General features: G+C 58.8%; 25 protein-coding genes and 1 tRNA gene. 17 read left to right on the top strand and 9 right to left on the bottom strand.

Translation table 11 applies throughout. The features are described 5' to 3' along the window. Positions 1-335 precede the first annotated feature (335 nt). Genes HKK55_RS15245 through HKK55_RS15230 form a run of 4 tightly spaced genes read left to right on the top strand, consistent with a single transcriptional unit; the run spans position 336 to position 5910 of the window. Entirely contained in the window at positions 336-3167 is a 2832-nt protein-coding gene (locus tag HKK55_RS15245) for a xanthine dehydrogenase family protein molybdopterin-binding subunit (protein ID WP_169355440.1), read from the top strand. Next, positions 3160-3699, top strand: a complete 540-nt coding sequence (locus HKK55_RS15240; protein ID WP_123403637.1) for a (2Fe-2S)-binding protein — start codon at positions 3160-3162, stop codon at positions 3697-3699. Before HKK55_RS15245 ends, HKK55_RS15240 begins: the two co-directional genes overlap by 8 nt. 2 nt (positions 3700-3701) lie before the next feature. Continuing rightward, positions 3702-4937 carry a cytochrome c gene (locus tag HKK55_RS15235; protein WP_169355439.1) on the top strand — a complete coding sequence of 412 codons (1236 nt, stop codon included), beginning with the start codon at positions 3702-3704 and terminating at the stop codon, positions 4935-4937. 1 nt (position 4938) lies between these two features. Then, positions 4939-5910, top strand: a complete 972-nt coding sequence (locus HKK55_RS15230) for an XdhC family protein (protein WP_169355438.1) — start codon at positions 4939-4941, stop codon at positions 5908-5910. A gap of 30 nt (positions 5911-5940) precedes the next feature. Here HKK55_RS15230 and HKK55_RS15225 read toward each other — a convergent pair whose 3' ends face one another. Beyond that, positions 5941-7224, bottom strand: a complete 1284-nt coding sequence (locus HKK55_RS15225) for an FAD-binding oxidoreductase (protein WP_169355437.1) — start codon at positions 7222-7224, stop codon at positions 5941-5943. Between the two features lie 184 nt (positions 7225-7408). Between HKK55_RS15225 and HKK55_RS15220 the strand changes: the two genes are divergently transcribed. The 4 genes from HKK55_RS15220 (at position 7409) to pcp (ending at position 10140) form a co-directional block, all read left to right on the top strand. Further along, positions 7409-7485, top strand: a tRNA-Val gene (locus HKK55_RS15220). Between the two features lie 327 nt (positions 7486-7812). Then, entirely contained in the window at positions 7813-8538 is a 726-nt protein-coding gene (locus tag HKK55_RS15215; protein WP_169355436.1) for a DUF969 domain-containing protein, read from the top strand. Beyond that, a complete protein-coding gene (locus tag HKK55_RS15210; RefSeq protein ID WP_169355435.1) occupies positions 8535-9485 on the top strand; it encodes a DUF979 domain-containing protein in 951 nt (316 codons plus the stop codon). The genes HKK55_RS15215 and HKK55_RS15210 overlap by 4 nt, the downstream gene beginning before the upstream one ends. A 7-nt stretch (positions 9486-9492) precedes the next feature. Further along, positions 9493-10140: a pyroglutamyl-peptidase I gene (gene pcp, locus HKK55_RS15205; RefSeq protein ID WP_169357876.1), complete on the top strand. Its 648-nt coding sequence runs from the start codon at positions 9493-9495 to the stop codon at positions 10138-10140. Between the two features lie 12 nt (positions 10141-10152). On the opposite strand, the gene HKK55_RS15200 is transcribed toward pcp, so the two are convergent. From HKK55_RS15200 to HKK55_RS15190, 3 genes are read right to left on the bottom strand one after another with little or no spacing between them, the layout of a single operon-like run. Then, on the bottom strand, positions 10153-11553 hold the full coding sequence (locus HKK55_RS15200; RefSeq protein WP_169355434.1) for a heavy metal sensor histidine kinase: 1401 nt from the start codon (positions 11551-11553) through the stop codon (positions 10153-10155). Continuing rightward, entirely contained in the window at positions 11550-12221 is a 672-nt protein-coding gene (locus HKK55_RS15195) for a heavy metal response regulator transcription factor (protein ID WP_169355433.1), read from the bottom strand. The genes HKK55_RS15200 and HKK55_RS15195 overlap by 4 nt, the downstream gene beginning before the upstream one ends. A gap of 54 nt (positions 12222-12275) precedes the next feature. Then, positions 12276-12551 (bottom strand): DUF2790 domain-containing protein, encoded by a 276-nt coding sequence (locus HKK55_RS15190; RefSeq protein ID WP_169355432.1) that lies wholly within the window; start codon positions 12549-12551, stop codon positions 12276-12278. A gap of 253 nt (positions 12552-12804) precedes the next feature. On the opposite strand from HKK55_RS15190, the gene HKK55_RS15185 reads away from it, so the two are divergent. Next, the gene (locus HKK55_RS15185) at positions 12805-13482 is read left to right on the top strand and encodes an HAD-IA family hydrolase (protein WP_169355431.1); all 678 of its coding nucleotides are present in this window, start codon (positions 12805-12807) and stop codon (positions 13480-13482) included. Positions 13483-13507: 25 nt separating this feature from the next. Here the strand turns inward: HKK55_RS15185 and HKK55_RS15180 are convergent, their stop codons facing one another. Then, on the bottom strand, positions 13508-13771 hold the full coding sequence (locus tag HKK55_RS15180) for a hypothetical protein (RefSeq protein ID WP_169355430.1): 264 nt from the start codon (positions 13769-13771) through the stop codon (positions 13508-13510). A 167-nt stretch (positions 13772-13938) separates the two neighbouring features. On the opposite strand from HKK55_RS15180, the gene HKK55_RS15175 reads away from it, so the two are divergent. After that, positions 13939-14397 (top strand): DUF2214 family protein, encoded by a 459-nt coding sequence (locus HKK55_RS15175; protein WP_169355429.1) that lies wholly within the window; start codon positions 13939-13941, stop codon positions 14395-14397. A 122-nt stretch (positions 14398-14519) separates the two neighbouring features. Here HKK55_RS15175 and csrA read toward each other — a convergent pair whose 3' ends face one another. Continuing rightward, positions 14520-14711, bottom strand: a complete 192-nt coding sequence (gene csrA / locus HKK55_RS15170; protein ID WP_169355428.1) for a carbon storage regulator CsrA — start codon at positions 14709-14711, stop codon at positions 14520-14522. A 245-nt stretch (positions 14712-14956) separates the two neighbouring features. Here csrA and HKK55_RS15165 point away from each other — a divergent pair, with 245 nt between their 5' ends. Next, positions 14957-15337, top strand: a complete 381-nt coding sequence (locus tag HKK55_RS15165) for an SPOR domain-containing protein (protein ID WP_169355427.1) — start codon at positions 14957-14959, stop codon at positions 15335-15337. Between the two features lie 46 nt (positions 15338-15383). Here HKK55_RS15165 and HKK55_RS15160 read toward each other — a convergent pair whose 3' ends face one another. The 3 genes from HKK55_RS15160 to HKK55_RS15150 form a co-directional block, all read right to left on the bottom strand. Further along, positions 15384-16073: an endonuclease gene (locus HKK55_RS15160; protein WP_169355426.1), complete on the bottom strand. Its 690-nt coding sequence runs from the start codon at positions 16071-16073 to the stop codon at positions 15384-15386. A gap of 4 nt (positions 16074-16077) precedes the next feature. Next, positions 16078-16329 (bottom strand): DUF1654 domain-containing protein, encoded by a 252-nt coding sequence (locus HKK55_RS15155; protein WP_178128850.1) that lies wholly within the window; start codon positions 16327-16329, stop codon positions 16078-16080. A gap of 230 nt (positions 16330-16559) precedes the next feature. Beyond that, complete coding sequence (locus HKK55_RS15150; RefSeq protein ID WP_169355424.1) at positions 16560-17648, bottom strand: asparaginase; 1089 nt, start codon at positions 17646-17648, stop codon at positions 16560-16562. 565 nt (positions 17649-18213) lie between these two features. Here HKK55_RS15150 and HKK55_RS15145 point away from each other — a divergent pair. From HKK55_RS15145 to rbsD, 6 genes are read left to right on the top strand one after another with little or no spacing between them, the layout of a single operon-like run. Beyond that, a complete protein-coding gene (locus tag HKK55_RS15145) occupies positions 18214-19173 on the top strand; it encodes a sugar ABC transporter substrate-binding protein (RefSeq protein WP_169355423.1) in 960 nt (319 codons plus the stop codon). A gap of 59 nt (positions 19174-19232) precedes the next feature. Next, positions 19233-20786, top strand: a complete 1554-nt coding sequence (locus HKK55_RS15140) for a sugar ABC transporter ATP-binding protein (RefSeq protein WP_169355422.1) — start codon at positions 19233-19235, stop codon at positions 20784-20786. Next, positions 20783-21760: an ABC transporter permease gene (locus HKK55_RS15135; protein ID WP_169355421.1), complete on the top strand. Its 978-nt coding sequence runs from the start codon at positions 20783-20785 to the stop codon at positions 21758-21760. The genes HKK55_RS15140 and HKK55_RS15135 overlap by 4 nt, the downstream gene beginning before the upstream one ends. A gap of 3 nt (positions 21761-21763) precedes the next feature. Next, positions 21764-22786, top strand: coding sequence for a LacI family DNA-binding transcriptional regulator (locus HKK55_RS15130; protein WP_169355420.1), 1023 nt, complete (start codon positions 21764-21766; stop codon positions 22784-22786). A 23-nt stretch (positions 22787-22809) separates the two neighbouring features. Then, positions 22810-23727 carry a ribokinase gene (rbsK, locus tag HKK55_RS15125; protein ID WP_169355419.1) on the top strand — a complete coding sequence of 306 codons (918 nt, stop codon included), beginning with the start codon at positions 22810-22812 and terminating at the stop codon, positions 23725-23727. Then, positions 23724-24128 carry a D-ribose pyranase gene (gene rbsD, locus HKK55_RS15120; RefSeq protein ID WP_169355418.1) on the top strand — a complete coding sequence of 135 codons (405 nt, stop codon included), beginning with the start codon at positions 23724-23726 and terminating at the stop codon, positions 24126-24128. Before rbsK ends, rbsD begins: the two co-directional genes overlap by 4 nt. The last annotated feature ends 8 nt before the right edge of the window (positions 24129-24136 follow it).

The following is a 24136-nucleotide window of genomic DNA, read 5'->3' as shown; positions in this document are numbered from 1 at the left end:
CCTGGTCGAAAGACCGGGGTTTTTTGTGTCTGCGATTTGGTGTTTCTCTCCTTTCCATGCGGCCTGTCTGGCTGCTGTCGACTACGCTCAATTTCTAATCAGGCTCTCCACGTGCGGTCTATCAGCGGCTGTCGGGTCGTATCCGTTGGTTTATGTGTGGCTGGGAGGTTTTGTAACAAGTGGTTTCGTACGCTGACAGAAACCTATAAAATTAACCTCTTGGTCAGCTTTTGGCTGTCGCCTCCTTGCCTCTCCCAAAAAAAGCCTCTGCAAGACCCGAAAATATTAAAAACATAACCACAAGGGCGGACTCATAACCGTCCGGAGGATGATCCATGTCCAACCGTGATATATCCCGACGTTCGTTCCTCCAGGGCGGCGTAGTGGCGGGAGTGAGCGTGACGCTCACTCCGCTCAGCAGCCAAGCGCTGGCGGCCTTGATGGAAAACAGCGTCACCGTGCCGTCCGAGCAATGGCTCGGCAACAACGGCAAGGCGCGTATGCGCAACGATGCTTTGTCCAAGGTTTGCGGCAGCAAAGTCTTTGCCCGCGACATCCGTTCCAAGGACATGCCGGACTGGCCCCAGCAGCAGGGCCACGCCATGCTGCTGAAAATCACCAAAGCCGATCGCATCTACGCAGGCTACGACCTGTCGTGGCTCGGCGCCGACTTGCAGCCTGACCGCATCGTCACCGCCGCCGACCTGGACAAGGACGGCATCGTCTTCCCGGAGGAGCACGCGCCTGACCCGCTACTGCCGGAAGGCAAGGTGCCGATGTTCATCGGGCACCCGGTGGCGATTTTGATCTGGAACGACTTCGAGCGTTTTCGCCAGGCCAAGGCCAAGCTCAAATTCAATGACAAGGCGATTCGTTACGGCGCCCAGGTGCCGTTCTACGAAGCTGATCCCTATGGCAGTTTCCGCTACGTGCGCGTCGGCGGTGCGACCTCGGCGGACGAGGATGAGTTTGCGAGCCTCAAGGATTCGATCCTGTTCCCGATGCTGCGCAACCGTCGCCCGGTGTGGAATTCCCAGCCCAACCTGCACGGCAACCTGACCGAGCGCGGATTGTTCTACGCAGACCGCATGAAGCAGCAAATCGACTCGCCCCCAGACAATTGGCTGGTGTTCGACGAACGCTACAAAACCCCGTCGATTGAACCGGCCGCCATGGAGCCGGATAACGGCAACGGTTGGTACGACCCGGCAACCAAGACCCTGCACTTTGTCGTCGCCACCCAGTGCCCGCTGGAGGCCGCCACCGAAACCGCGAAGATGATCGCGCCGTCGCGTTTCGGCCTGGCCAATCTGAACATGCACCCGGGCTACACCGTCGGCTATGGCTCCAAAGACCACAACATCTTCGTCTACTACGCCGCCCTGGCCGCGTTGTACGGTGCCGGTGTGCCGGTACGCTTGGCCAATGATCGCTACGAGCAATTCCAGAGTGGTATCAAGCGCCACTCGTTCGACATTCGCTACCAATTGGCGGTGGACAAGACCGATCACAGCTTCAAGATTTTCCGCGCCGAGATGAGTGCCGACGGCGGCGGACGGATCAACTACAGCCCTTCGGTGGCGGCGGTTGGCGCTACGGCGGCGCAGTCGATCTATTACATGCCGCAGAACGATTTGCAGGTCACGGCCTACTATTCTCGCGGCGTTGAAGCCGGGTCTATGCGCGGTTATGGCACCCTGCAAAGCATGGCGTCCACCGAGATGATGGTCGACGAAATTGCCGCTCGCCTGGGTATCGATGCGATCGACCTGCGCAAGAAAAACGCCATGGTCTCGGGGACGAAAAACACCCAAGGCGCTATTCCGGCGGGTGCGTTGCGCCTGCATGAGATTCTCGACAAGGCCGCCGTCCACGAAGTCTGGAAGAACCGCGAGGCGATCAAGCAGCAGCGCGAAGCCGCAGACCCGGACAACTGGTACGGCGTCGGCTTTGCCATTTGTCAGAAAGACTTCGGTACCGGTTCCGAAGCGCCGATGGCCAGCATCGAATTCACCGCTGAAGGGCACGTGACCCTGCGCCATATCGGCATCGAAATCGGCACTGGCATGTCCACCTCGCAAGCTTTGGTGGTGGCTGATTTCATCGGCATCCCGGCGACTGAAGTGAAGACCGGCGAAACCGAATGGAAAGAGTTGCAACTGATCACTGGCGGCAACCCGTACATCATGAGTCAGGCTGAACAAGACGGCTTTCTGCGTAATCCTCGCTGGGTCGGCAAACTGGCGTCGGCCTCGTCGGCGACCAACTCCGCTTATTACTTCAGTCACGCCACCCGTGAAGCGGCGCGTGTGCTGTTCAATCACGGCTTGTGGCCGTCGGCACTGCAGATCTGGGGCCAAGGTCCTTACGGCGGCCAGGCCAATCCTTATGTGGTGCGCCGCGAAGATGCGCATTGGGTCGACGGCAAACTCACCGCCAACGGCATGCAGCCGCTGAGCTTTGAGCAACTGGCGAAACACGCCCACGAAAAAGGCCTGGTGACCGGCGCAACCGTGCATGGCTTCAACCGCTGGAGCTGGGCGGAGGCCGACTTCAGCATCGACGGCGTGCGCGAACGTCTGCCGCTGGATGGCTTGGCAGTGAAGTACGGCGATGGTGCGCCGAATGCGAAAAAGGCGCAGATGACCAGCGCCGGTTTCCATCTGCTGGACCGTCAGAACGTCCGCTACCCGGATACCCAGTTGAACAACGCGGCGGTGACTTACTACAGCCCGGTCGCGACGCTGGTGGAATTGAAAGTGAACAAGGGCTCGGCCGAAGTGCAAGTGCTCAACCATCACTCGTGGGTCGAGTGCGGTCGGGTGCTGGTGGAAGAGTTGGTCAAGGGTCAGCTCGAAGGCGGGATCGCCATGGGCATCGGCCATGCGTTGATGGAAGAGATGCCGCTGTACGAAGGCGGGCCGGGGGAGGGTGACTGGAACTTCAACCGTTACCGCTTGCCGATGGCCCGGCACGTTGCGGTCTGGAATCAGACGGCTGAGATCCTGCCGCCGCTGTCGCCGAGTGACCCGTCCAAGGGCATTGCCGAAGTGGTGATGATCCCGATCGTCGGCGCCATCGGTAACGCCGTGGCCCACGCCATCGGCAAGCGTGTTCGCGACCTGCCTATCACTTCTGCGCGCATCAAGGAGGCCCTCAATGGCTAACCGCCCGTTTCAACTGACCCTCAACGGTCAATCCGTCGGCCCGGTGGACATCCCTGATGACCTGCCGATGATCGACTACCTGCACGAATACAAAAACCTGACCGGCTCGCGTTTGGGCTGTGGCCAAGGCATCTGCCACGCCTGTGTGGTGATCGTCGATAACCCGGATGGCACCAGCGAGGAAGTGCGCACCTGTATCACTGGCGCGCATTACTTCGAGGGCAAGAAAGTACGGACCATCGAAGGCCACGCGACCCGCGATGAGCAGGGCAAGGTCACCGAACTGAACCCGATCCAGCAGCGTTTCGTCGATGAGTTTGCGTTCCAGTGCAGCTACTGCGCGCCAGGTTTCGTCAACGCCGCGACGGTGTTGGTGGAAAAACTTCAGCGCCAGCCCATCGTTAAAAGTCAGCTGGAAAAAGTCATCGAGGACAGCCTCGGTCACCACATCTGCCGCTGCACCGGGTACGTGCGTTACTACAGCGCGACCCGCAACGTGCTGACCGATCTCGGCCTGGTCAAGGAGGGTTAAGCATGAAGCATCTACTTTCTTGCCTGGCGTTGGCGGTTGGCTTGGCTGCGCCGGTGTTGCTGGCTCACGCGGATGATCAGGTCAAGCGTGGCGAATACCTCGCTCGGGCTGCCGACTGCATGGCTTGCCACACCGCACCGGGTGGCGCGCCGTATGCGGGTGGCCTGCCGATTGTTTCGCCGTTCGGCACGATCTACGGCACCAATATCACCCCGAGTAAAGAACACGGGATTGGTTTGTACAACGATGACGAATTCTTCGCTGCACTCACCGAAGGCAAGCGTCGGGATGGCGCGAACCTGTACCCGGCGATGCCCTACACCTCGTATCACCTGATGCCTCGTGAGGACTCGGACGCGATTCACGCGTACCTGAAAACCGTCGCGCCCATCGAGCGCGCGGCACCTGTCACCAGCCTGAGCTTTCCGTTCAACGTGCGCCTGGGCTTGATGGGTTGGAACATGCTCTACGGCAAGGACGTGAAACTGGCGCCCACCGAGGGCAAAAGTGAAGCCTTCACGCGCGGCCAGTACATGGTCGAAGTGCTCGGCCACTGCGGCGAATGCCACACCCCGCGCGGCTTGCCCGGCGCGATGCAGCAAGACAAGCGCCTGACGGGCGGCCTGCTCAACGGCTACCTGGCGCCGAGTTTGCTGGCCAATGACCTGGCGGCTCGCGGCTGGAATCATCAGGACTTGAGTTCGTTCCTCAAGCACGGCATGAGCGCCCAGGGCACGATGTTCAACGAGATGTTCCCGGTGTTCCATAACAGCACCCAAGGCCTCAATGACCCGGACCTGGCTGCTATGGCGACGTTCCTGCTCGGTGATCAACCACCGGCGGCGAAGGTGCTGGCCGAAGTGCCGCTGGACAAGATGGGCGCCAGCGCCCAGCGCGGTCGTCAGGATTACCTGAACGTCTGTGCCGGTTGCCACGCACCGGGCGGCGAGGGTAAGCCGCACATCGCGGTGGCCATGCGCGGTAACACCACGTTGCGCCTGGAAGATCCGCGAAATCTGTTGCGAGTGATTGAGGATGGGATCGGCGAACAGGCCTTTGTCGGGTTCGAGCGCATGCAGCCGATGCCGGGGTTTGCGGAAAAACTCAGCCCTGAGCAACTGACGGACCTGCTCAACTACCTGCGGCAAGGTTGGGGTGGGCAGTCGGCGGAGCTGACAGTCAGCGATGTGCAAAAGCTGCAAGCTGACGCGCCGCCGGTCGAGCATAAGGCGCACTGATATGCAGCATCTCGATCTGCAAGTGATGCGGCGGGCACTGGAGTGGTCGATGGCCGGGCAGTGTGTTTGGCTGTGTACCGTGCTTGCGACCTACGGCTCGGCGCCTCGCGCGCCGGGTTCGCTGTTGGCGGTGAACGCTGAAGGGCAGTGGATTGGTTCGCTGTCCGGTGGCTGTGTCGAGGAAGACTTTCTGGCGCGAGTCGCTGAGGGCGCGTTTCCGGAGGCGGTCAACGTGGTTCGCTATGGCGAGGGCGATGACCCGCGTTCCAGGGGGAGTTTGCCCTGCGGCGGCATACTTGATGTGCTCGTGGAGAGGCTGGAGGCTGATTGCGCGGTGCAGGCACACCTGCGGGAGCTTGAGTCCGCGTTGCTGGGGCAGCGCCGGTTGATTCGCGAGATTGATTTGGCCAGCGGTGCGCGCAGCCTGTTCGCTGATGCGGAGCAGGGCGTGCGTATCGAGCGTGAGATCGATCGGGTGCGCGTTCGGGTCGGGGCGGCTCAGCGTCTGCTGTTGGCCGGATACTCCAGCGTTGCCCAAGCCTGTGCGGAGTTTGCCGTAGGCTTGGGTTTCGAGGTGATACTTTGCGATCCCCGCGATGAGGTGCTGGAAGGTGTGGTGCTGAACAACGTGGAGATTCGCCGTCAGTTGCCGTCGGTGTTTATCGAAGGCGGTGGCTGTCACCGTGATACGGCGGTGGTGGCGCTCACTCACGATCCGCGCATCGACGATCTGGCGATGATGGAAGCGGTGCGCACCGAAGCGTTTTACATCGGTGTGATGGGGTCAATGCAGACATCGCAAAAGCGCTTTGAGCGGTTGCGCAGGACCGGTGGCTTGAGTGAGGCGCAATTGGCGCGGATCCACGCGCCAATTGGTCTGAACCTGGGCAGCAAGACGCCGGCGGAAATCGCCCTTGCCGTACTGGCGGATATCTTGCGGATTCGCAGCGGCATCGCACGCGACCAACTCTGACGCCGCTTCTTGTCCGGGTTTAGAGCTCGGTCAAAATCCGAGCTTGTCGCGCAATCCGTAGTACCAGGCGCCCAATGCCGCGAATGGCGTGCGCAGCATTTGCCCGCCAGGGAACGGGTAGTGTGGCAGGTCGGCAAACGCATCAAAACGCTCGGCCTGGCCTCTGAGGGCCTCGGCCAGCACCTTGCCCGCCAGATGGGTGTAGGTTACGCCATGGCCGCTGCAACCCTGGGAGTAATAGATGTTGTCGCCCAGTCGGCCCACTTGCGGCAGGCGTGACAGGGTCAGCAGGAAATTGCCGGTCCAGGCGTAATCAATCTTCACGTCTTTGAGTTGCGGGAAGGCCTTGAGCATTTTCGGGCGAATGATCGCCTCAATGTTGGCAGGGTCCCGTGCGCCGTATACCACGCCGCCGCCGAAAATCAGACGCTTGTCGCTGGTAAGGCGGTAGTAGTCCAGCAGGTAGTTGCAGTCTTCGACGCAGTAATCCTGGGGCAACAGGGTCTTGGCCAGTTCATCACCCAATGGCGCGGTGGTGATGACTTGCGTGCCACAGGGCATCGACTTGGCGGCCAACTCCGGTACGAGATTTCCCAGGTAGGCGTTGCCGGCCACAATAATGAACTTGGCCCTGACTTTGCCTTGTGCTGTGTGCACCACCGGATTGGCGCCGCGTTCAATCCGTATGGCGGCTGACTGCTCGTAGATCGTGCCGCCGAGGGATTCCACCGCAGCGGCTTCACCCAGTGCCAGGTTGAGTGGATGAATGTGCCCGCCACTCATGTCCAGCATTCCGCCCACGTAGTTGTCGCAGGCAACCACTTCGCGAATACGTCGCTCGTCCATCAGTTCCAGTTGGGTGTGGCCGTAGCGCTCCCACAGGCGCTTTTGAGACTCCAGGTGGCCCATGTGCTTGCTATTGAGTGCTGCGAAGACACCGCCGTCTTTCAGGTCGCATTGGATCTGGTACTTGGCCACCCGCTCACGAATGATCCTGCCGCCTTCAAAGGCCATCTGTCCCAGCAGCTGCGCTTGCTGGGGGCCGACGCTGCGCTCGATCACATCGATATCGCGGCTGTAGCTGTTGACGATCTGGCCGCCATTGCGGCCCGAGGCGCCAAAACCCACCTTGGCGGCTTCCAGCACGGTCACGCGAAACCCGTTTTCCAGCAGGAACAGGGCGCTGGAAAGGCCGGTATAGCCGGCACCAATCACGCACACATCGGTTTCGACTTCACCTTGCAGCACAGGGCGGGGCGGAACCGCATTCGCAGATGCGGCGTAGTACGACTGGGGATAGGGGGTGTTCGCCATTCTGGAACCTCTGTTTTATATTTTTTACGAGTGCGCCGATCCTACCTGAGTTGAAAATCCGCTGCCAGCCACCTGGAAAATATGGTTGCGTGGGCCAAAAATAAAAAATTCGCATATTCATAGGGTTAGCTGCAAAAAAGGTATTGACACCCCTCTGGAATTCCGTAGAATGCCGCCTCACAGCAGGCACGTAGCTCAGTTGGTTAGAGCACCACCTTGACATGGTGGGGGTCGTTGGTTCGAGTCCAATCGCGCCTACCAAACAAAATCCGCTCTGCTGGGCGGTCTAGAAGGGCTCACCGAAAGGTGGGCCCTTTTTTGTTGCCTGCGATTTGCCAAGCTAGAGCGCAGACCCTCCAAACGCCTCTCAGACAGTGTTCAATCACCAACAAACTTTATTGGTGTGCAGCAACAATTTTTCTTGTTGGACACCTCCCGCCCCGAGCAGCAAAGATGCCGCCACTGACGCTCGACCTTCCAGGTCAATAATAAAAAACCGAGCCGAGCTGCACGCCATTTCGAGAAGTGAGCCTTTTTTCACTACCTGCTTTATTGGCACCGCAGCCCGCACTTAAGGACCTCACCACCATGCAAACTGTTGTGAACCTATGGCCGCTGATAGGCGTACTCGTCATCGTGGTCGGCTTTGTATTGCGCTTCAATCCTCTGCTGGTCGTAACGGCGGCGGCGATTGCCACCGGGTTTGCCGCTCACTTCCCCTTGGAAAAAATCCTCGCCACGATGGGCGATGGCTTTCTCCAGACCCGCGCCTTGCAACTGATCCTGTTGTTACCGCTGGCCGTCATTGGCTTGCTGGAGCGCCATGGCTTGCGACTGCATGCGCAAAACTGGATTGCGCGATTCGAGCGGGCCACCGTCGGGCGTTTGTTGATCATTTATCTGTTTGTTCGTGAATCCACTGCGGCCATGGGGCTGACCAGCCTTGGCGGGCATCCACAGATGGTGCGTCCGCTGCTGGCACCCATGGCTGAAGGCGCCGCTGAAAAGCGCTACGGCAAACTACCGGACAAGATTCGTCATAAGGTCTTGGCCATGTGTGCGGCGACCGACAATGTGGGACTGTTTTTTGGCGAAGATATCTTTGTCGCCTTTGGCGCGATTGCGTTGATGCACACCTTCCTGTTGGGCTCGGGCATTGATGTCGAACCGTTGCATATCGCCGTCTGGGGCATACCCACTGCAATTTGCGCCTTCATCATTCACGCGATCCGCCTGAACCGCTTTGACCGAAGGCTTACCCGTGAGCTTTCGCCTGCCGTACCGGTTGCTCCACAGGCGGAGTCAGCACAATGATCATCTCCATTCAATACCTGTACTGGTTGGCCGGGGTTTTACTGCTCATCACTGCTGGCATGATCCTGGCCGATCGAACCCATCCCAAGCGCTGGTCCAGCTCGCTGTTTTGGCTGTTGTTTGCCATTCCGTTCCTGGTGGGAGAGCGGCTGCCTTCGGTTGCCATCGGCGTCGGTGTCGTATTGATGGCGCTTATTGCCGGTTTTGGTGGTGTAGGCCGTGGTGCGCATGCGCAGTTGCATGACAAGGCTTCCCGAGCCAGTGCCGGCCGGTTGGGCCATAAGCTGTTTATTCCGGCCCTGGCGATTCCCCTGACGACGGTGATCGGCTCGGTGCTGCTCAAACACACCGAAATAGGCGGCGTGCCGCTTCTGGACCCAAAAAATACTACGTTTGTCTCCCTGGGGTTGGGCTGTCTGATTGCTTTGGGGTTGGCCTGCTGGTTGACCCGCGACACACCGGTGCAGGCTTTGCGCGAATCCCGCCGCCTGACGGAGGCGCTCGGTTGGGCGATGGTGCTGCCGCAGATGCTGGCGATGCTCGGGTTGCTGTTCAATGAAGCGGGCGTCGGCACCGCCGTGGCCCATGTCACCACCACCTATATCAACCTGGACTACAAGTTGGTGGCCGTGATGGTGTATGTGCTGGGCATGGCGCTCTTCACGGTGATCATGGGCAATGGCTTCGCCGCGTTTCCGGTGATGACCGGTGGCGTCGGCGTGCCGGTGCTGGTGGGCATTTACGGCGGCAATCCGGCGGTAATGGCGGCTATCGGCATGTTCTCTGGCTATTGCGGTACGTTGATGACGCCGATGGCGGCGAACTTCAATATCGTCCCGGCGGCGCTGTTGGAGCTGCCGGACAAAAACGCCGTGATCAAGGCGCAAATGCCCACCGCGTTGATGATGCTGGTGGTCAATATCGTCCTTCTCTACCTGCTGATGTGAGGCAATGATGCGTACTGTGCTGCTGACAGGTTTCGAACCCTTTGATCAGGATCCGATCAATCCTTCCTGGGAAGCGGTGCGGCGGCTGGATGGCGTGCTGTTGACGGAGGATGTGCGCATCGTCGCCCGGCAACTGCCCTGTGCCTTCGCTACGGCGGCGCCCCGCTTGAAAGCGCTGTTGGAGGAGTACCGTCCGCACCTGGTGATCGCGACCGGCCTGGGCCCGGGCCGCAGTGATATCTCGATTGAACGGGTGGCGATCAACCTCAACGATGCACGGATCCCGGACAACCTCGGCGAGCAGCCCATCGACACACCGGTGGTGCCGGATGGCCCGGCGGCCTACTTCAGCACGTTGCCCATCAAGGCGATGGTGCGGGCGCTGCGTGAGGCAGGAATACCCGCCTCGGTTTCGCAAACAGCCGGTACCTTTGTGTGCAATCAGGTGTTCTACAGCCTGCAACACGCACTCGCCGGGTCGGGAGTGCGCGGTGGGTTTATCCACGTGCCACTCCTGCCTGAACAAGCGGCGCATGCTGCACCTGAGCAGTCGTCGATGGCGTTGGCCGTGCAGGTTGATGCCTTGCGGATTGCGGCGCTGACGGCGTGGAATACCCAGCTGGATGTGGCGGAAACGGGAGGGCAGGTCAGTTGAGGTCTGGCCTCCTCACTGCTCCCTCCCTGGGAAAAACAACTCAAAACAGGTCACACCGTCCTCACTGCTGACGCTGTAGCGGCCGTTATGCAACTGCATGATGGTCGCGACGATGGACAGCCCCAGGCCATTGGAATGGGCTGAGCGCTCACGGGATTCATCAGCGCGATAGAAGCGTTCGAATAGCCGAGGCAGGTGTTCGGCCGGGATGGTAGCGCCCTGGTTGATGACCTGCAGGCTAATACCATCGGCCCCCGGAGTAGCCTGAATCAGCAGCTCGGCATTCGGCGCGCCATAGTTGATGGCATTGGCGCAGAGATTGGCCAGGGCGCGCCGCAACAGCATGGGCTCGGCCCAGATCAATCCATCGCCTCGGGCGAGGATGTTGATGCCAGCATCTGCCGCCAGACCTTCGAAATACTCGGCCATGCGTTCCACTTCTTCGGCAGCGTTCAGTTCCTGGCGTTGGCTCAAGGCGCTGGCTGGGTCGGTGCGGGCGAGAAACAGCATGTTGTCGAGCATCCGCGCTAGGCGCTCAAGCTCTTCGACGTTGGAGGCCAACAGTTGCTGGTAGTCCTCGATGGTGCGGTTCTGCTGCAGCGCCACCTGGGTCTCACCCAGCAGGTTGTTGATCGGGGTGCGCAGCTCGTGGGCCATGTCGGTGGAAACCTGGCCCAATTGCACAAAACCCTTGGCCAGGCGCTCAAGCATGGTGTTGAAGGAGTCGATCATCGGCAACAGCTCTTTGGGCGCGCCCTGGCTGTCGAGGCGCTCCGCCAGGTTGCCGACGCCGATGCCTTGGGCATGTCGCGCAAGGCGCCGCAAAGGCAGCAGCCCGCGGTGCACCAGCAGATAGCCAGCCAGCGCCAGTACGATCGCCGCCAGGCTGGCGAGGATGTACACGCTCAGGCGGTAATTGGCGAGCATGGTGGTGCGTTCGTTCATCAGGCGTCCGCTGGTGACTTGCAGGCTGCCCAAGTCGCCTGAATCAATGGTCGCCGCTAACGCGGCGAAGGGGACACCGTTCATGCCGGGGAAATATTGCACATCGGTAAACGTGAAAGTGTGGCCAATACTCACTGGGACCACGTCGGGCATGGGGATATTTTCCGGGTTAACCACCAGCAGCGGCTTTTGCCCTGGCGCGCCGATGCTCAACACTGACTCATGGTTGCCCAGCATATTCTGGAACAATTCCGGCTTGGTCTTGATCAGTTCGAGGATGTTGCTGTCGTTGAGCAAATGGCGCAGTTGGTCGATGCGGTAGATCAGGGCTGCGTCATCACGGCGAATCAGCTCGCGTTCAAGGCCGCGGTACAGGGCCACGCCCAAGGTCGCCAACAGGGCGAACGCCAGCAAGGCAAAGACCAGCGCCAGGCGCAACGTCATGGAGTAATGGCGACGATTGTTCATGGCTGCGTATCGAAGCGGTAGCCAATGCCCCGCACGCTGTGGATCAGCTTGAGCTGGAACGGGTCGTCGATTTTCAGGCGCAGGCGCCGCACGGCGACGTCCACTACGTTGGTGTCGCTGTCGAAATTCATGTCCCAGACCCGCGAGGCAATCAGCGAACGGGATAACGCCTGGTCCTGATGGGTAGCGAACAGGTGCAACAAGGCGAACTCCTTGTTGGTCAGGGTAATCCGCACGCCGGCGCGAGTGACACGCCGTTTGAGTACGTCGATCTGCAGGTCGGCGATTTGCAGTTGTTCTTCTTCCCGTGTCGGGCCGCGACGGGTCAAGGTGCGCAGGCGCGCCACCAGTTCGGCAAAGGAGAACGGTTTGATCAGGTAATCGTCGGCGCCCAGCTCCAAGCCTTTGATACGGTCGGCAATGTCATCCCTTGCGGTAAGGAACAGTACCGGGGTGTCGGCTTCCTTGCGCAGGCGACGCAGGACTTCCCAGCCATCCATTTTCGGCATCATCACGTCCAGCACGATGACATCGAAAGAGTTCTCCAGGGCCAGGTGCAAACCATCCGCGCCATCACGGGCGAGGCTGACGAAATAACCCAGCTCCTGCAGGCCATTGAGCAGGTAATTGCCCGCCTTGGGCTCGTCTTCCACTATCAGGATATTCATGGGTCTCAGCCTCTGGAGTCTGTCCCGCGACGGCGGCAAGCCAGTGTAGCCCGATCAATGATCATTGGTGCAGCCCATGGCCTCGACCTGATAGTCCAGCACATGTTCCTGGCCTTTGTGGTCCAAATAGCGCAGCTGCGCGGGAACGATGCCGCATTGGCCGTAGGTATCGGTGCTGGCCAGTACCTTGTCGACATCCAGGTTCATGAAGAAACTGGCTTTGTCATGGATCACCGATGTGGCTGTGGTGGTATCGGCAAAGGCCGAACCGGCACTGCCCAACATCAGCAGGCTGGCGGCGATCAGACGGAGTGTGTGAACGGATTTCATGGTATCGGCCCTTCTCTTTAACAGTGGGAAGTTGTGCCACCCGCTGTGGGTGACTGACGACTTCACTGTATGAAGTGAGGGTGCTGGCAACGCTGACAACTCGATGACAAAGTTGTAATGCAACGCATGGATGAGTGAGTGTGGTTCTGGGGCGTGGTGCGTTTACAAGCTGGCGATCGATCCGTAGATTGCCTCAGGCCAGTGGTTCGTCAGCACCCAAGACCGGGTGACGAAAGCAAGAGGAAGCCGAGCAGTGTCCGCTAAAGGTTCAACCGTATTTGATAACCGGTACCGTGCATTCCTGTTCGATATGGACGGGACCCTTCTTAACTCCATTGCCGCCGCCGAGCGCGTCTGGACCATCTGGGCCAAGCGCCACGGTCTGGATGTGCCTGCTTTCCTGGCCACGATTCATGGTGTGCGGGCCATTGATACCATCACCCGGCAAGCCTTGCCCGGTGTCGATGCGCAGGCTGAGGCCCAATGGATTGCCGAGGCGGAAATCGAGGATGTTGAAGGGGGGGTAGCCATTGCCGGTGCGGTGGCGTTTCTGAAAACCCTGCCCGGCGATCAATGGGCGCTGGTCACGTCCGCCCCCAAGGCCTTGGCCCTGCGTCGGCTGCAAGCGGCGGGTATTGCTCCGCCAGCAACGCTGGTGACGGCCGAGGATGTTGCCATCGGCAAGCCTGATCCGGCCTGTTATGTGTTGGGAGCCCAGCGATTGGGAGTGGCGGTGCAGGATTGCCTGGTGTTCGAGGATGCGACGGTAGGGATTCGTGCGGGTGAGGCGTCGGGCGCTGACGTCATGGTGGTGACAGCTACGCACTTGACTTCTCTGATGACGGAACACCCGTCGATTGCCGGGTATGACCATTTACAGGTTTATCGTGATCAGGACGGTTTGTTGCAGTTGCGCCGCTTGATGTCGTAACGGTTTTGGGGCGGCGGGAGGGCGGTCACGACGAGGTTTTCTGGTGATCGTTACGAAAAGCGCGACGGCGCAGTTTTCGATGAATGGCCGTCTGCATCGGTTTGATGCAGAAAAAAAACAAATAACCGCACAGGAACAGTGCCAGGTTTAGCCACGAGCGAGCATCGGGGTTATCGACACTTTCAATCTCGAACTTCAAGCCATACCCAGCAGCCACGAAGAGTAGCCCTATCAGTAGGGCGATGGCCCAGGATTTGGAGAAGTAAGGCTGTTGGCGGGTTCGCCTCATCAACGTGCTCCTGAGTGCACAGCAGATTTCAGTTAATTTGTAACGAGATTTGGCCGCTGAATCGCCCGCAAGTTCCCCTGCTCCTCTTGACTGATTTTGTGCGTGATCGCCGGTCTGGGCTAATACTGGTAGGAGTTTGCCTTCAAACAAGTGCGGGAATAGCCATTATGTTGACTCACTGGTTTCTTGCGGCAGTCCATCTTCTGGCGTTCGCGATGGCTCTAGCATCCGTGTTGGCGCGCGGCAAGGCGTTGCGTGGCCTGACAAATACTGAGCCATCCGCCGTACGGCGCGTATTGATCGCGGACAATATATGGGGGATCAGCGCCCTGCTGCTGCTGATAACGGGCGCTCTGCGGGCCTTCGGTGGCTATGAAAAGGGCACGGAATACTACCTGCATCAGCCGCTGTTTCATCTGAAGATGACGCTGTTGCTTTTCATCCTGCTGCTGGAAATCATGCCGATGATCCGCTTGATCAAATGGCGTATCGCGTTGGCACGCGGCGCCAGTGTTGACTTAAGCAAGACAGGACTCTTCGCGCGCATTAGCCATATTCAGGCGTTGCTGGTTGTGTTGATGGTGATTGCTGCAACCGGAATGGCACGAGGTATCGGGCTCGGCTAGGCGGGCGATACACTGACGGAAGGCGGCTGTTAGGCCTGGGTCGCGAGTGAGCAGGTCGAAGAAGTTTTCGCCAGCCATTACAGTGAACGAAAAGGCTGGCTACTGGAGACGCTTGCAGATGTTTATTCTTTTGCTTTATCCGGGGCAGTCAGGCCTGCCTGGATGCGTTGGTAGATTTCCTCGCGATGCACTGCTACATCTTTTGGTGCATTGATCCCGATTCGTACTTGCTGGCCGCTAACGCCCAGAATGGTGATTGTAATGTCATCACCGATGTTTATGCTTTCACCGACTTTGCGGGTGAGTATCAGCATGATCTTCTCCTTGATTACTTTAAGGACACATGTTCAGACAGTGCAGATGTCGGCTGTGTGTAGATTACTGTGGAGTTGCTTCCCTGTGGCTGCTTTTTTCAGACGCATAAAGGCAGTATTAATTCCCATGACGCCATCATACAGGTCTGCGAAACATCATTCGCATTGTTTAAGACAGCGTTTATGACGGCCAGGATAGGCAGTGGATGGTAAAGTTGCCGCTTTGATCGTTAAGGAGCAGGGCAGTGCGTAAAGTAGCGATGGCAATTGCGGTGTTGGCGTTGGCCGGTTGCGGTGAGGGCCGAAGTGTCGATGCACCCAAGGCCAAACCCGCCGTTACCGAGGCTCAGCCCCAGGCCTCGACGATTGCGGCCCAAGAGTGGGACGTATGGGTGGGCCCGCCGGACCATAAGCTGCAAGCGCTGACAGACCTGACCGCGTGGTTGCTCGAACATGGGTTCAGTTTTTACCTGGTCAAGGAAGACGGCAAGGACCAGGTTCTGCTGGGGCCGTTCAGCACCAAGGTCGAGGCTGAGGCGAAGCAGGTACAGTTGACGGAAAAATTGGCGCGGGCCAAGAAAAACGACACGGTGTCCGAGGTCATCGAACACAAGGTTGCTCAATAACGTAATGGAAAGCGGGACGTTGTAGGTCCCGCTCGCCTGCTTCCCTTCAGCCGCAGGCCTTCAGGTTCACCGGCCCGACAAACTCATTGCCACGCCCCATCACACACGCCACGGTTTGATTGCGCTGGCGTTCCCAGGGTTGTACCGGGTAGGTCTTGTTCCACGCTTCGTACAACTGACGGTCCTGTTTCGACAGGCGCAAGCCGTATTGTTTGCTCATGTAAAAGTACGTACGGGCGATCATGCCGCGAATGGACGGTCGGGGCATGACCTTCTTGGCTTTGAAATTCACCTGGGTCAAGCAGGAGCCGTATTGTCCGCTTTGCACCGGCAACCAGCCAAAACTGAAGTTGTTCCGGTCACCATTGACCTCACCGATACTCGGCACTAGGTTGTGCAGATCGGCCTCGGCGCGTTTGTAGACGTCATCACTGCGGGTGCAGTTCTTGCGCCCACCATTCTGCCAGCACTGGCGCTGATGGCCGATCTGCCAGGCGGGAACAATGTGTTCCCACTCGATTCGGGCCGCCCGATTGGCGTTTTTTCGCGGGACATAGCCGCACGCCTTCAGGTCCACCCGGTTCCCCGTATATTTGCAGCCGCAATAAAACTCCGTGGATTGCGGGGCGTAGAGTTTCCAGGCGATTTTCTTGGCTTCACTGAAAGTGCGGGGAGCCTGGGCGTGAGCGGTGACAGCAAAAAAAAGGCAAAACAAAGTAATAAAACGGACACTCATTGACTCAATCTTCCTTCGGCACAACCCAGAAAACTTGAACGCCGCCATCATCGCGGTAGGCGAGCGTTACGTTGTCGTTTTCCGCAATCTCTTCCAGCAAGCGCTCCCATTCATACACCGGTTCATCCGGCAAACGGAAGATCAAGGCTGCCTTGGCTTTTTGGGCGTTGGTCGAATTGATGATTTTTTGCACGCGAATCGCGAGGCGTTCGTAGGCATCAGGTGGGGTCGGTGCTGCAGAGGAAGGCTTTGCCACGGAGTGATCCTTATTAAGCTGTACGAACATACAGTATTTAACTGTAAGTAAATTCGCAACTGCTTAAAATCCAAGAAGACCCCTTTGACCGTGGTTTATTTGTTTTTATGCAAAATGGCTTTGTTTTTTAAAGATTTTTTGTTTGGACGGTGAAGCGGGGAGGGAGACCCACTCGCGGTGCGCTGCGAGTGGGGGATGGCCCGGTCATCAAGATCGGGCCGAGGACGGGATCAATATTCCCAGAACATCCGTTGCAGCTCTTTGCTGTCCTGGGTCTTGGTCAGGGCGACCATTGCCAGGATGCGAGCTTTCTGTGGGTTCAGGTCATGAGCCACAACCCAGTCATATTTGTCGTCAGGCTGTTCGGCGTTACGCAGAACGAAACCGCCGGCATTGACGTGGGAAGAACGAATGATCTGTACGCCTTCCTTGCGCAGTTCCTGCAGGGCTGGCACGACTTTGGACGATACCGAGCCGTTACCGGTACCGGCGTGGATGATGGCTTTGGCGCCGGCTTGGGCCAAGGCCTTGTAGGCGGTGTCGCTTACGTTGCCATAGGAGTAGGCGATTTCGACGTCTGGCAGACTTTTGATGGTCTTGATGTCGAATTCCGAACTCATGGTGTGGCGCTTGGCTGGCAGGCGGAACCAGTAGGATTTGCCTTCAACTACCATGCCCAGCGGGCCCCATGGGCTTTTGAACGCTTCGGTCTTGATGTTGATCATCTTGCTGACATCGCGACCCGACTGGATCTCGTCGTTCATGGTCACGAGTACGCCTTTGCCGCGCGCGTCTTTGCTGCCGGCGACTGCCACGGCGTTGTACAGGTTGAGCATGCCGTCAGCCGACATGGCGGTGCCTGGGCGCATGGAGCCAACCACGACGATTGGCTTGTCGGTTTTTTCCACCAGGTTGAGGAAGTACGCGGTTTCTTCCAGGGTGTCGGTACCGTGGGTGATCACGATGCCGTCCACGTCCTTGCTATCGGCCAATTCAGCGACACGACGACCCAGTTGCAGGAGGTTTTCGTTGGTGATGCTTTCGGAGGCGATTTGCAGCACTTGCTCGCCGCGAACGTTGGCGATCTGGCTCAGCTCGGGAACGCCGGCGATCAGTTGTTCGATACCGACCTTGGCGGCCTGGTAGGTCGCACTGTTGGCGGCACTGGCGCCTGCGCCGGCGATGGTGCCGCCAGTGGCCAGGATGACGACGTTGGACAGTTTGGTCTTGGTTTCAACTTCTTTTGCCTGGGCGGCAACAGGGAACAGCAGCAGGAGGGCTAACGCGCCCGGAACAAAGGTCTTGAGTGCAGATTTCATTATTTTTCTCTCTAGTTTTGGATGAGTGCTGATGCAGGTTCATCTAGAAACACCCGGGCAGCTCTGAACGCCACAAGGTGCTGTGTAGGAGCAGGATTTGTACCAGCGTCATTCTGTTTGTTAATTAGATTTAACTTATTGATTTTCATATATTTTTGTCTGTATTTGACGAAGGCTATTCTGTTTTTTGTCCGGCTTTCCGAACGAAGGGCTGCCTTCGCGTTCGGTTGTCCGAAAAAGAGCAGGGAAAAGTGCCAGGGCGATAGGTTGCAAATGAACAGCCGTCTGTCATTTCAGAGAACGGCCGAATTCCGGAAATGTTTAGCGTCATTCGCGGCAGGCTGTAGGGCTCGGCGCAGAGCGGGCTCAGATAAAGGCTTTTTCTTCCGTTGACAAATCTCGACAAGCTTCGCATAGTTTGATCAACGCAAACGTTTGCGAGATGTTTCACGGGTTGCTCCATGAGTATCGTGAAAGCTCGTATCAGCCTCCCGGGTGGGAAGGCCGCCGAGGTGTTCCTCGGTGCAAGCGTTGCTCACAATAATCATAAGATCGGAGTGAACCCATGAAGCTGCCATTCGCTGGACGTCTTCTTGCTGTCGCTGTGCTTGCTGCCGCATCCGCTGCCCTGCCTCTCTCCTCTGCATTTGCTGCTGAGACCGCCGCCAAACCCAAGGTCGGCCTGGTCATGAAATCCCTTGCCAATGAATTCTTCGTCACCATGCAAGACGGTGCCAAGGCCTATCAGAAAGCCCATTCCGCTGACTTCGACATGATCACCAACGGTATCAAGAACGAAACCGATACCTCGGCCCAGATCGATATCGTCAACCAGATGATCCTGTCCAAGGTTGACGCGATCGTCATTGCTCCAGCCGATTCGAAAGCGTTGGTCACGGTCCTGAAGAAAGCCTCCGATAAAGGCATCAAGATCGTTAACATCGACAACCGTCTCGACGTCGATGTGCTGAAAAGCAAATCCCTGAATATCCCGTTCGTAGGCCCTGACAACCGCAAGGGTGCTCGCCTGGTGGGTGAATACCTGGCCAAGCAACTCAAAGCCGGTGACGAGGTTGGCATCATTGAAGGTGTGTCGACCACCACCAACGCCCAACAACGTACCGCCGGTTTCAAAGATGCGATGGACGCGGCGGGCATGAAGATAGTTTCCACACAATCCGGTGAGTGGGAAATCGACAAGGGCAATGCCATTGCCGCCGCGATGCTCCAGGCAAACCCGAACATCAAGGCCCTGTTGGCCGGTAACGACAACATGGCGTTGGGTGCTGTCTCCGCCGTGCGTGGCGCAGGTAAAGCAGGCAAGGTGTTCGTGGTCGGCTATGACAACATCGAGGCTATCAAGCCCATGTTGCAAGACGGTCGTGTCCTGGCAACGGCCGACCAAGCCGCTGCCCAGCAAGCGGTTTTCGGTATCGAGAACGCTCTGAAGCTGGTCAAGGGTGAAAAAGTCGAGGCTGTGGACGGCATGATCGAAACCCCGGTCGAACTCATCCTCAAGAAGTAATCCCTGGTTGCACAAACACAGCGTCCGCTCATCCGGAGCGGACGCTTGGAGACTTTCGTATGTCATCTTGCGCACCGAACGCTGTCCTCTCGGTCAGCGGTATCGGCAAGACCTATGCCCAACCGGTTCTGTCCGACATCACCCTGACGCTCAATCGCGGGGAAGTGTTGGCGCTCACCGGCGAGAACGGCGCGGGGAAAAGCACGCTGTCGAAGATCATCGGTGGCCTGGTCACACCGACCACCGGGCAGATGCAGTTCAATGGCCAGGCTTACACGCCGGGCAGTCGGACCCACGCTGAGGAGCAGGGCATCCGCATGGTTATGCAGGAGCTCAACCTGCTCCCGACCTTGACCGTCGCAGAGAACCTGTTCCTGCACAACCTGCCCAGCCGCGGTGGCTGGATCAGCCGCAAGCAATTGCGCAAGGCCGCTATTGAAGCCATGGCTCAAGTCGGTCTGGACGCCATAGACCCGGACACCCTGGTCGGTAGCTTGGGCATCGGCCACCAACAAATGGTCGAGATTGCCCGTAATCTGATTGGCGACTGCCATGTACTGATCCTCGACGAACCCACGGCGATGCTGACTGCCCGTGAAGTCGAGATGCTGTTTGAGCAAATCACCCGCCTGCAGGCTCGGGGCGTGGCGATCATCTATATTTCCCACCGGCTGGAAGAGCTGGCCCGTGTCGCCCAACGCATTGCTGTATTGCGTGACGGCAACCTGGTCTGTGTCGAGCCGATGGCCAATTACAACAGTGAGCAGTTGGTCACGTTGATGGTTGGCCGTGAACTGGGCGAAAAAATTGACCTCGGGCCGCGCACCATCGGTGCACCACTGTTGACGGTAAAAGGCCTGACCCGCTCGGACAAGGTCCGCGATGTGTCCTTTGAAGTGCGCGCTGGCGAAATTTACGGAATCTCTGGCCTGATCGGCGCCGGCCGTACCGAGTTGCTGCGGCTGATCTTCGGTGCTGACCTGGCCGACAGCGGCACCGTGGCCCTGGGCTCGCCGGCCCAGGTTGTGAGCATTCGTTCGCCGGTGGATGCGGTCGGTCATGGCATTGCCCTGATCACCGAAGACCGAAAGGGCGAAGGTCTGCTGCTGACCCAGTCGATCAGCGCCAACATCGCCCTGGGCAACATGCCAAAGGTTTCCAGCGCTGGCCTGGTGAACGGTCGCGACGAAACCGCCTTGGCCAAGCGCCAGGTTGACGCCATGAGTATCCGCAGTTCCAGTCCATCACAGTTGGTGTCCGAGTTGTCGGGCGGCAACCAGCAGAAAGTGGTGATTGGCCGCTGGCTGGAGCGCGATTGCGCAGTGATGCTGTTCGATGAGCCAACCCGCGGCATCGACGTCGGCGCCAAATTCGATATTTATGCGTTGCTGGGTGACTTGACCCGCCAGGGCAAAGCACTGGTGGTGGTGTCCAGCGACCTGCGTGAGTTGATGCTGATCTGCGACCGGATCGGTGTACTTTCCGCCGGGCGCCTGATCGAGACCTTCGAGCGCGATAGCTGGACCCAGGACGAATTGCTCGCCGCCGCGTTTGCCGGCTATCAGAAACGTGATGCGTTGCTCAACGAAGCGGCGCCTAGGAATACCCCATGAAAACTGCACCTTCCGCCGCGAAACGTAACGGCAACTTCTATGGCCTGGGCACTTACCTGGGCTTGGCCGGCGCCTTGCTGGCGATGATTGCGCTGTTCTCGTTCCTGAGTGACCACTTCCTGTCCTATGACACCTTCAGCACCCTGGCCAACCAGATTCCAGACCTGATGGTGCTGGCGGTGGGCATGACTTTCGTCCTGATCATCGGCGGCATCGACTTGTCGGTGGGTTCGGTATTGGCCCTGGCGGCGTCCGCCGTCAGTGTGGCGATCCTCGGTTGGGGCTGGAGTGTATTGCCTGCCGCGTTGTTGGGCATGGGTTGTGCGGCGCTGGCCGGGACCATCACAGGTTCCATCACTGTGGCCTGGCGTATCCCCTCGTTTATCGTCTCCCTCGGTGTGCTGGAAATGGCTCGCGGTGTGGCGTACCAGATGACCGGCTCGCGTACCGCGTATATCGGTGACTCCTTTGCCTGGTTGTCCAACCCGGTGGCCTTCGGTATTTCGCCCTCGTTCATCATTGCTTTGCTGGTGATCATCGTTGCCCAACTCGTGCTGACCCGTACCGTGTTCGGTCGCTACCTGATCGGTATCGGTACCAACGAGGAGGCGGTACGTCTGGCGGGGATCAATCCCAAGCCCTACAAAGTTTTGGTGTTCAGCTTGATGGGGCTGTTGGCCGGTGTCGCGGCGCTGTTCCAGATCTCCCGTCTTGAAGCGGCGGATCCGAATGCCGGTTCCGGCCTGGAACTGCAAGTGATCGCGGCGGTGGTGATTGGTGGTACCAGCCTGATGGGCGGCCGTGGCTCGGTCATCAGCACCTTCTTCGGTGTGCTGATCATCTCGGTATTGGCGGCAGGGCTTGCGCAGATCGGCGCGACCGAACCGACCAAACGCATCATTACCGGCGCAGTGATCGTGATCGCGGTGGTGCTGGATACCTACCGCAGCCAGCGCGCCAGCCGGCGGGCCTGAGTCATGGCAACCATCAAGGATGTGGCGGCGCTCGCGGGGATTTCCTACACCACCGTGTCTCACGTGGTGAACAAGACCCGTCCGGTCAGCGAGCCTGTGCGGATCAAGGTCGAAGCAGCCATCAAGCAGCTCGACTATGTTCCCAGTGCGGTCGCCCGTTCGCTGAAGGCCAAGACCACCGCCACTATCGGCTTGCTGGTGCCCAACAGTCTCAATCCGTATTTTGCGGAGTTGGCCCGAGGTATCGAGGATTACTGCGAGCGTAACGGCTATTGCGTGATCCTCTGCAACTCCGACGATAACGCCGAAAAGCAACGCAGCTATTTAAGGGTGCTGCTGGAGAAGCGTATTGATGGCTTGATCGTGACGTCGGTGGGCGGTGATGACAGTGGCCTGGCTACCGGCCTGAAAGCTGTGCGCACGCCTATGGTCATCGTCGACCGGGCGCTGGATGGCATTGATGTCGACCTGGTGCGTATCGATCACGAGCACGGCGCCTACCTGGCGACCCGCCATTTGTTGGAGCTGGGCCATCGTGATATCGCCTGCATTGGCGGGCCAAGCCATACCCGTGTGGCGCAAATGCGTCTGGCGGGGTATCACCGTGCTTTGAGCGAGGCGGGGGTTGAAGTGGGTAGCAGTCGCGTGCTGGAAAGCGATTTCACCAGTACCGGCGGCTACGCAGCGGCGGCACAATTGCTGGCGGATAATCCCCCCAGCGCGATTTTCGCCGGTAACGACATGATCGGTTTCGGCGTATTACGGGCTGCTGCCGAGCGCAATATCCGCGTACCCGGCGAGTTGTCGGTAATCGGTTTTGACGACATTCAAATGAGCCGTTACGTCTATCCGGCACTGACCACGGTAGGCCAGTCGATCCTGCAATTGGGGGAGATGGCGGCAGAGCTTTTACTGCGAAGGATTGCAACACCCCAATTGCCGATCGATCAACGCATCGTGACGCCGAGCATTGTTTTGCGTGAGTCGACAGCGCCGTTGGCCGGTGTCTTCGCCCAATACCGCTGAACCGAATTGATGAGTACTGATGTATGCCAGCAAAAGTAGTGGTAGTAGGCAGTCTGAACATGGACCTGGTTACCCGGGCCAGTCGGCTGCCCCGTGGCGGTGAAACCCTGATGGGCCAATCCTTTTCCACGGTTCCGGGCGGCAAGGGCGCTAACCAGGCGGTTGCGTCGGCACGCTTGGGGGCAAGCGTTTCCATGGTCGGTTGCGTGGGTACCGATGCCTATGGCGTCCAATTGCGGGATGCCTTGCTGGTGGAGGGCATTGATTGCCAGGCCGTCAGTGAAGTGGAGGGTTCCAGCGGCGTGGCGCTGATTGTGGTGGATGACAGCAGCCAGAATGCGATTGTTATTGTTGCCGGCAGCAACGGCCAACTGACGCCAGCCTCATTGCAGGCGTTCGATAGCGTGCTGCAGGCTGGGGACGTGATTATCTGCCAGCTCGAAGTGCCAATGGACACCGTGGGTCACACCCTCAAGCGCAGTCGTGAACTGGGCAAGACCGTGATCCTCAACCCAGCGCCTGCCAGCGGGCCTCTGCCCGCAGAGTGGTATGCGTCGATCGACTACCTGATTCCCAATGAAAGCGAGGCGTCGGCCTTGAGCGGCGTGCTGGTCGACTCCCTGGACACGGCCAAGATCGCCGCCACCCGTCTGATCAAGGCCGGTGCGGGCAAGGTGATTATTACCCTGGGTGCCGAAGGTGCATTGTTTGCGGACGGGCAGGGCTTCGAGCACCTCGTGGCTCCCAAGGTCAAGGCTGTGGACACCACGGCGGCCGGTGACACCTTCGTCGGTGGTTTTGCGGCGGCGTTGGCCAACGGTCAAAGCGAAGCCGAGGCCATCCGTTTTGGTCAGGTTGCCGCAGCGTTGTCGGTGACCCGCGCCGGCGCGCAACCCTCCATTCCCACGTTGCACGACGTTCAAGGTTTTGTTCCCTTATGAAAAAGACTCCCTTGCTCAATATCGCCTTGTCGCGGCTGATCGCTTCCCTTGGCCACGGCGACATTCTGGTGATCGGTGATGCCGGTTTGCCGGTGCCGCCGGGTGTCGAATTGATCGACCTGGCGCTGACAAAGGGCATTCCTGACTTCATCAGCACCCTGCGCATCGTGCTCAGTGAAATGCAGGTGGAAAGCCACGTACTGGCCGAAGAAATCCTGCTCAAGCAACCGCCGGCACTGATCGATCTTGATGCGCTGAATGAGCAGGCGGCTCTCGGCGAGCGTCGCTTGCTCAGCCATGAAGCATTCAAACAGCTCAGTGGCAAGGCCCGGGCTGTGGTGCGTACGGGCGAGTGCCAGCCCTACTGCAATATCGCGCTGGTCTCCGGCGTAACGTTCTAGAATTCCCC

It is taken from the genome of Pseudomonas sp. ADAK18 (genome assembly GCF_012935695.1).
GTDB lineage: Bacteria > Pseudomonadota > Gammaproteobacteria > Pseudomonadales > Pseudomonadaceae > Aquipseudomonas.
This window is presented reverse-complemented; position numbering and strand designations above follow the sequence as displayed.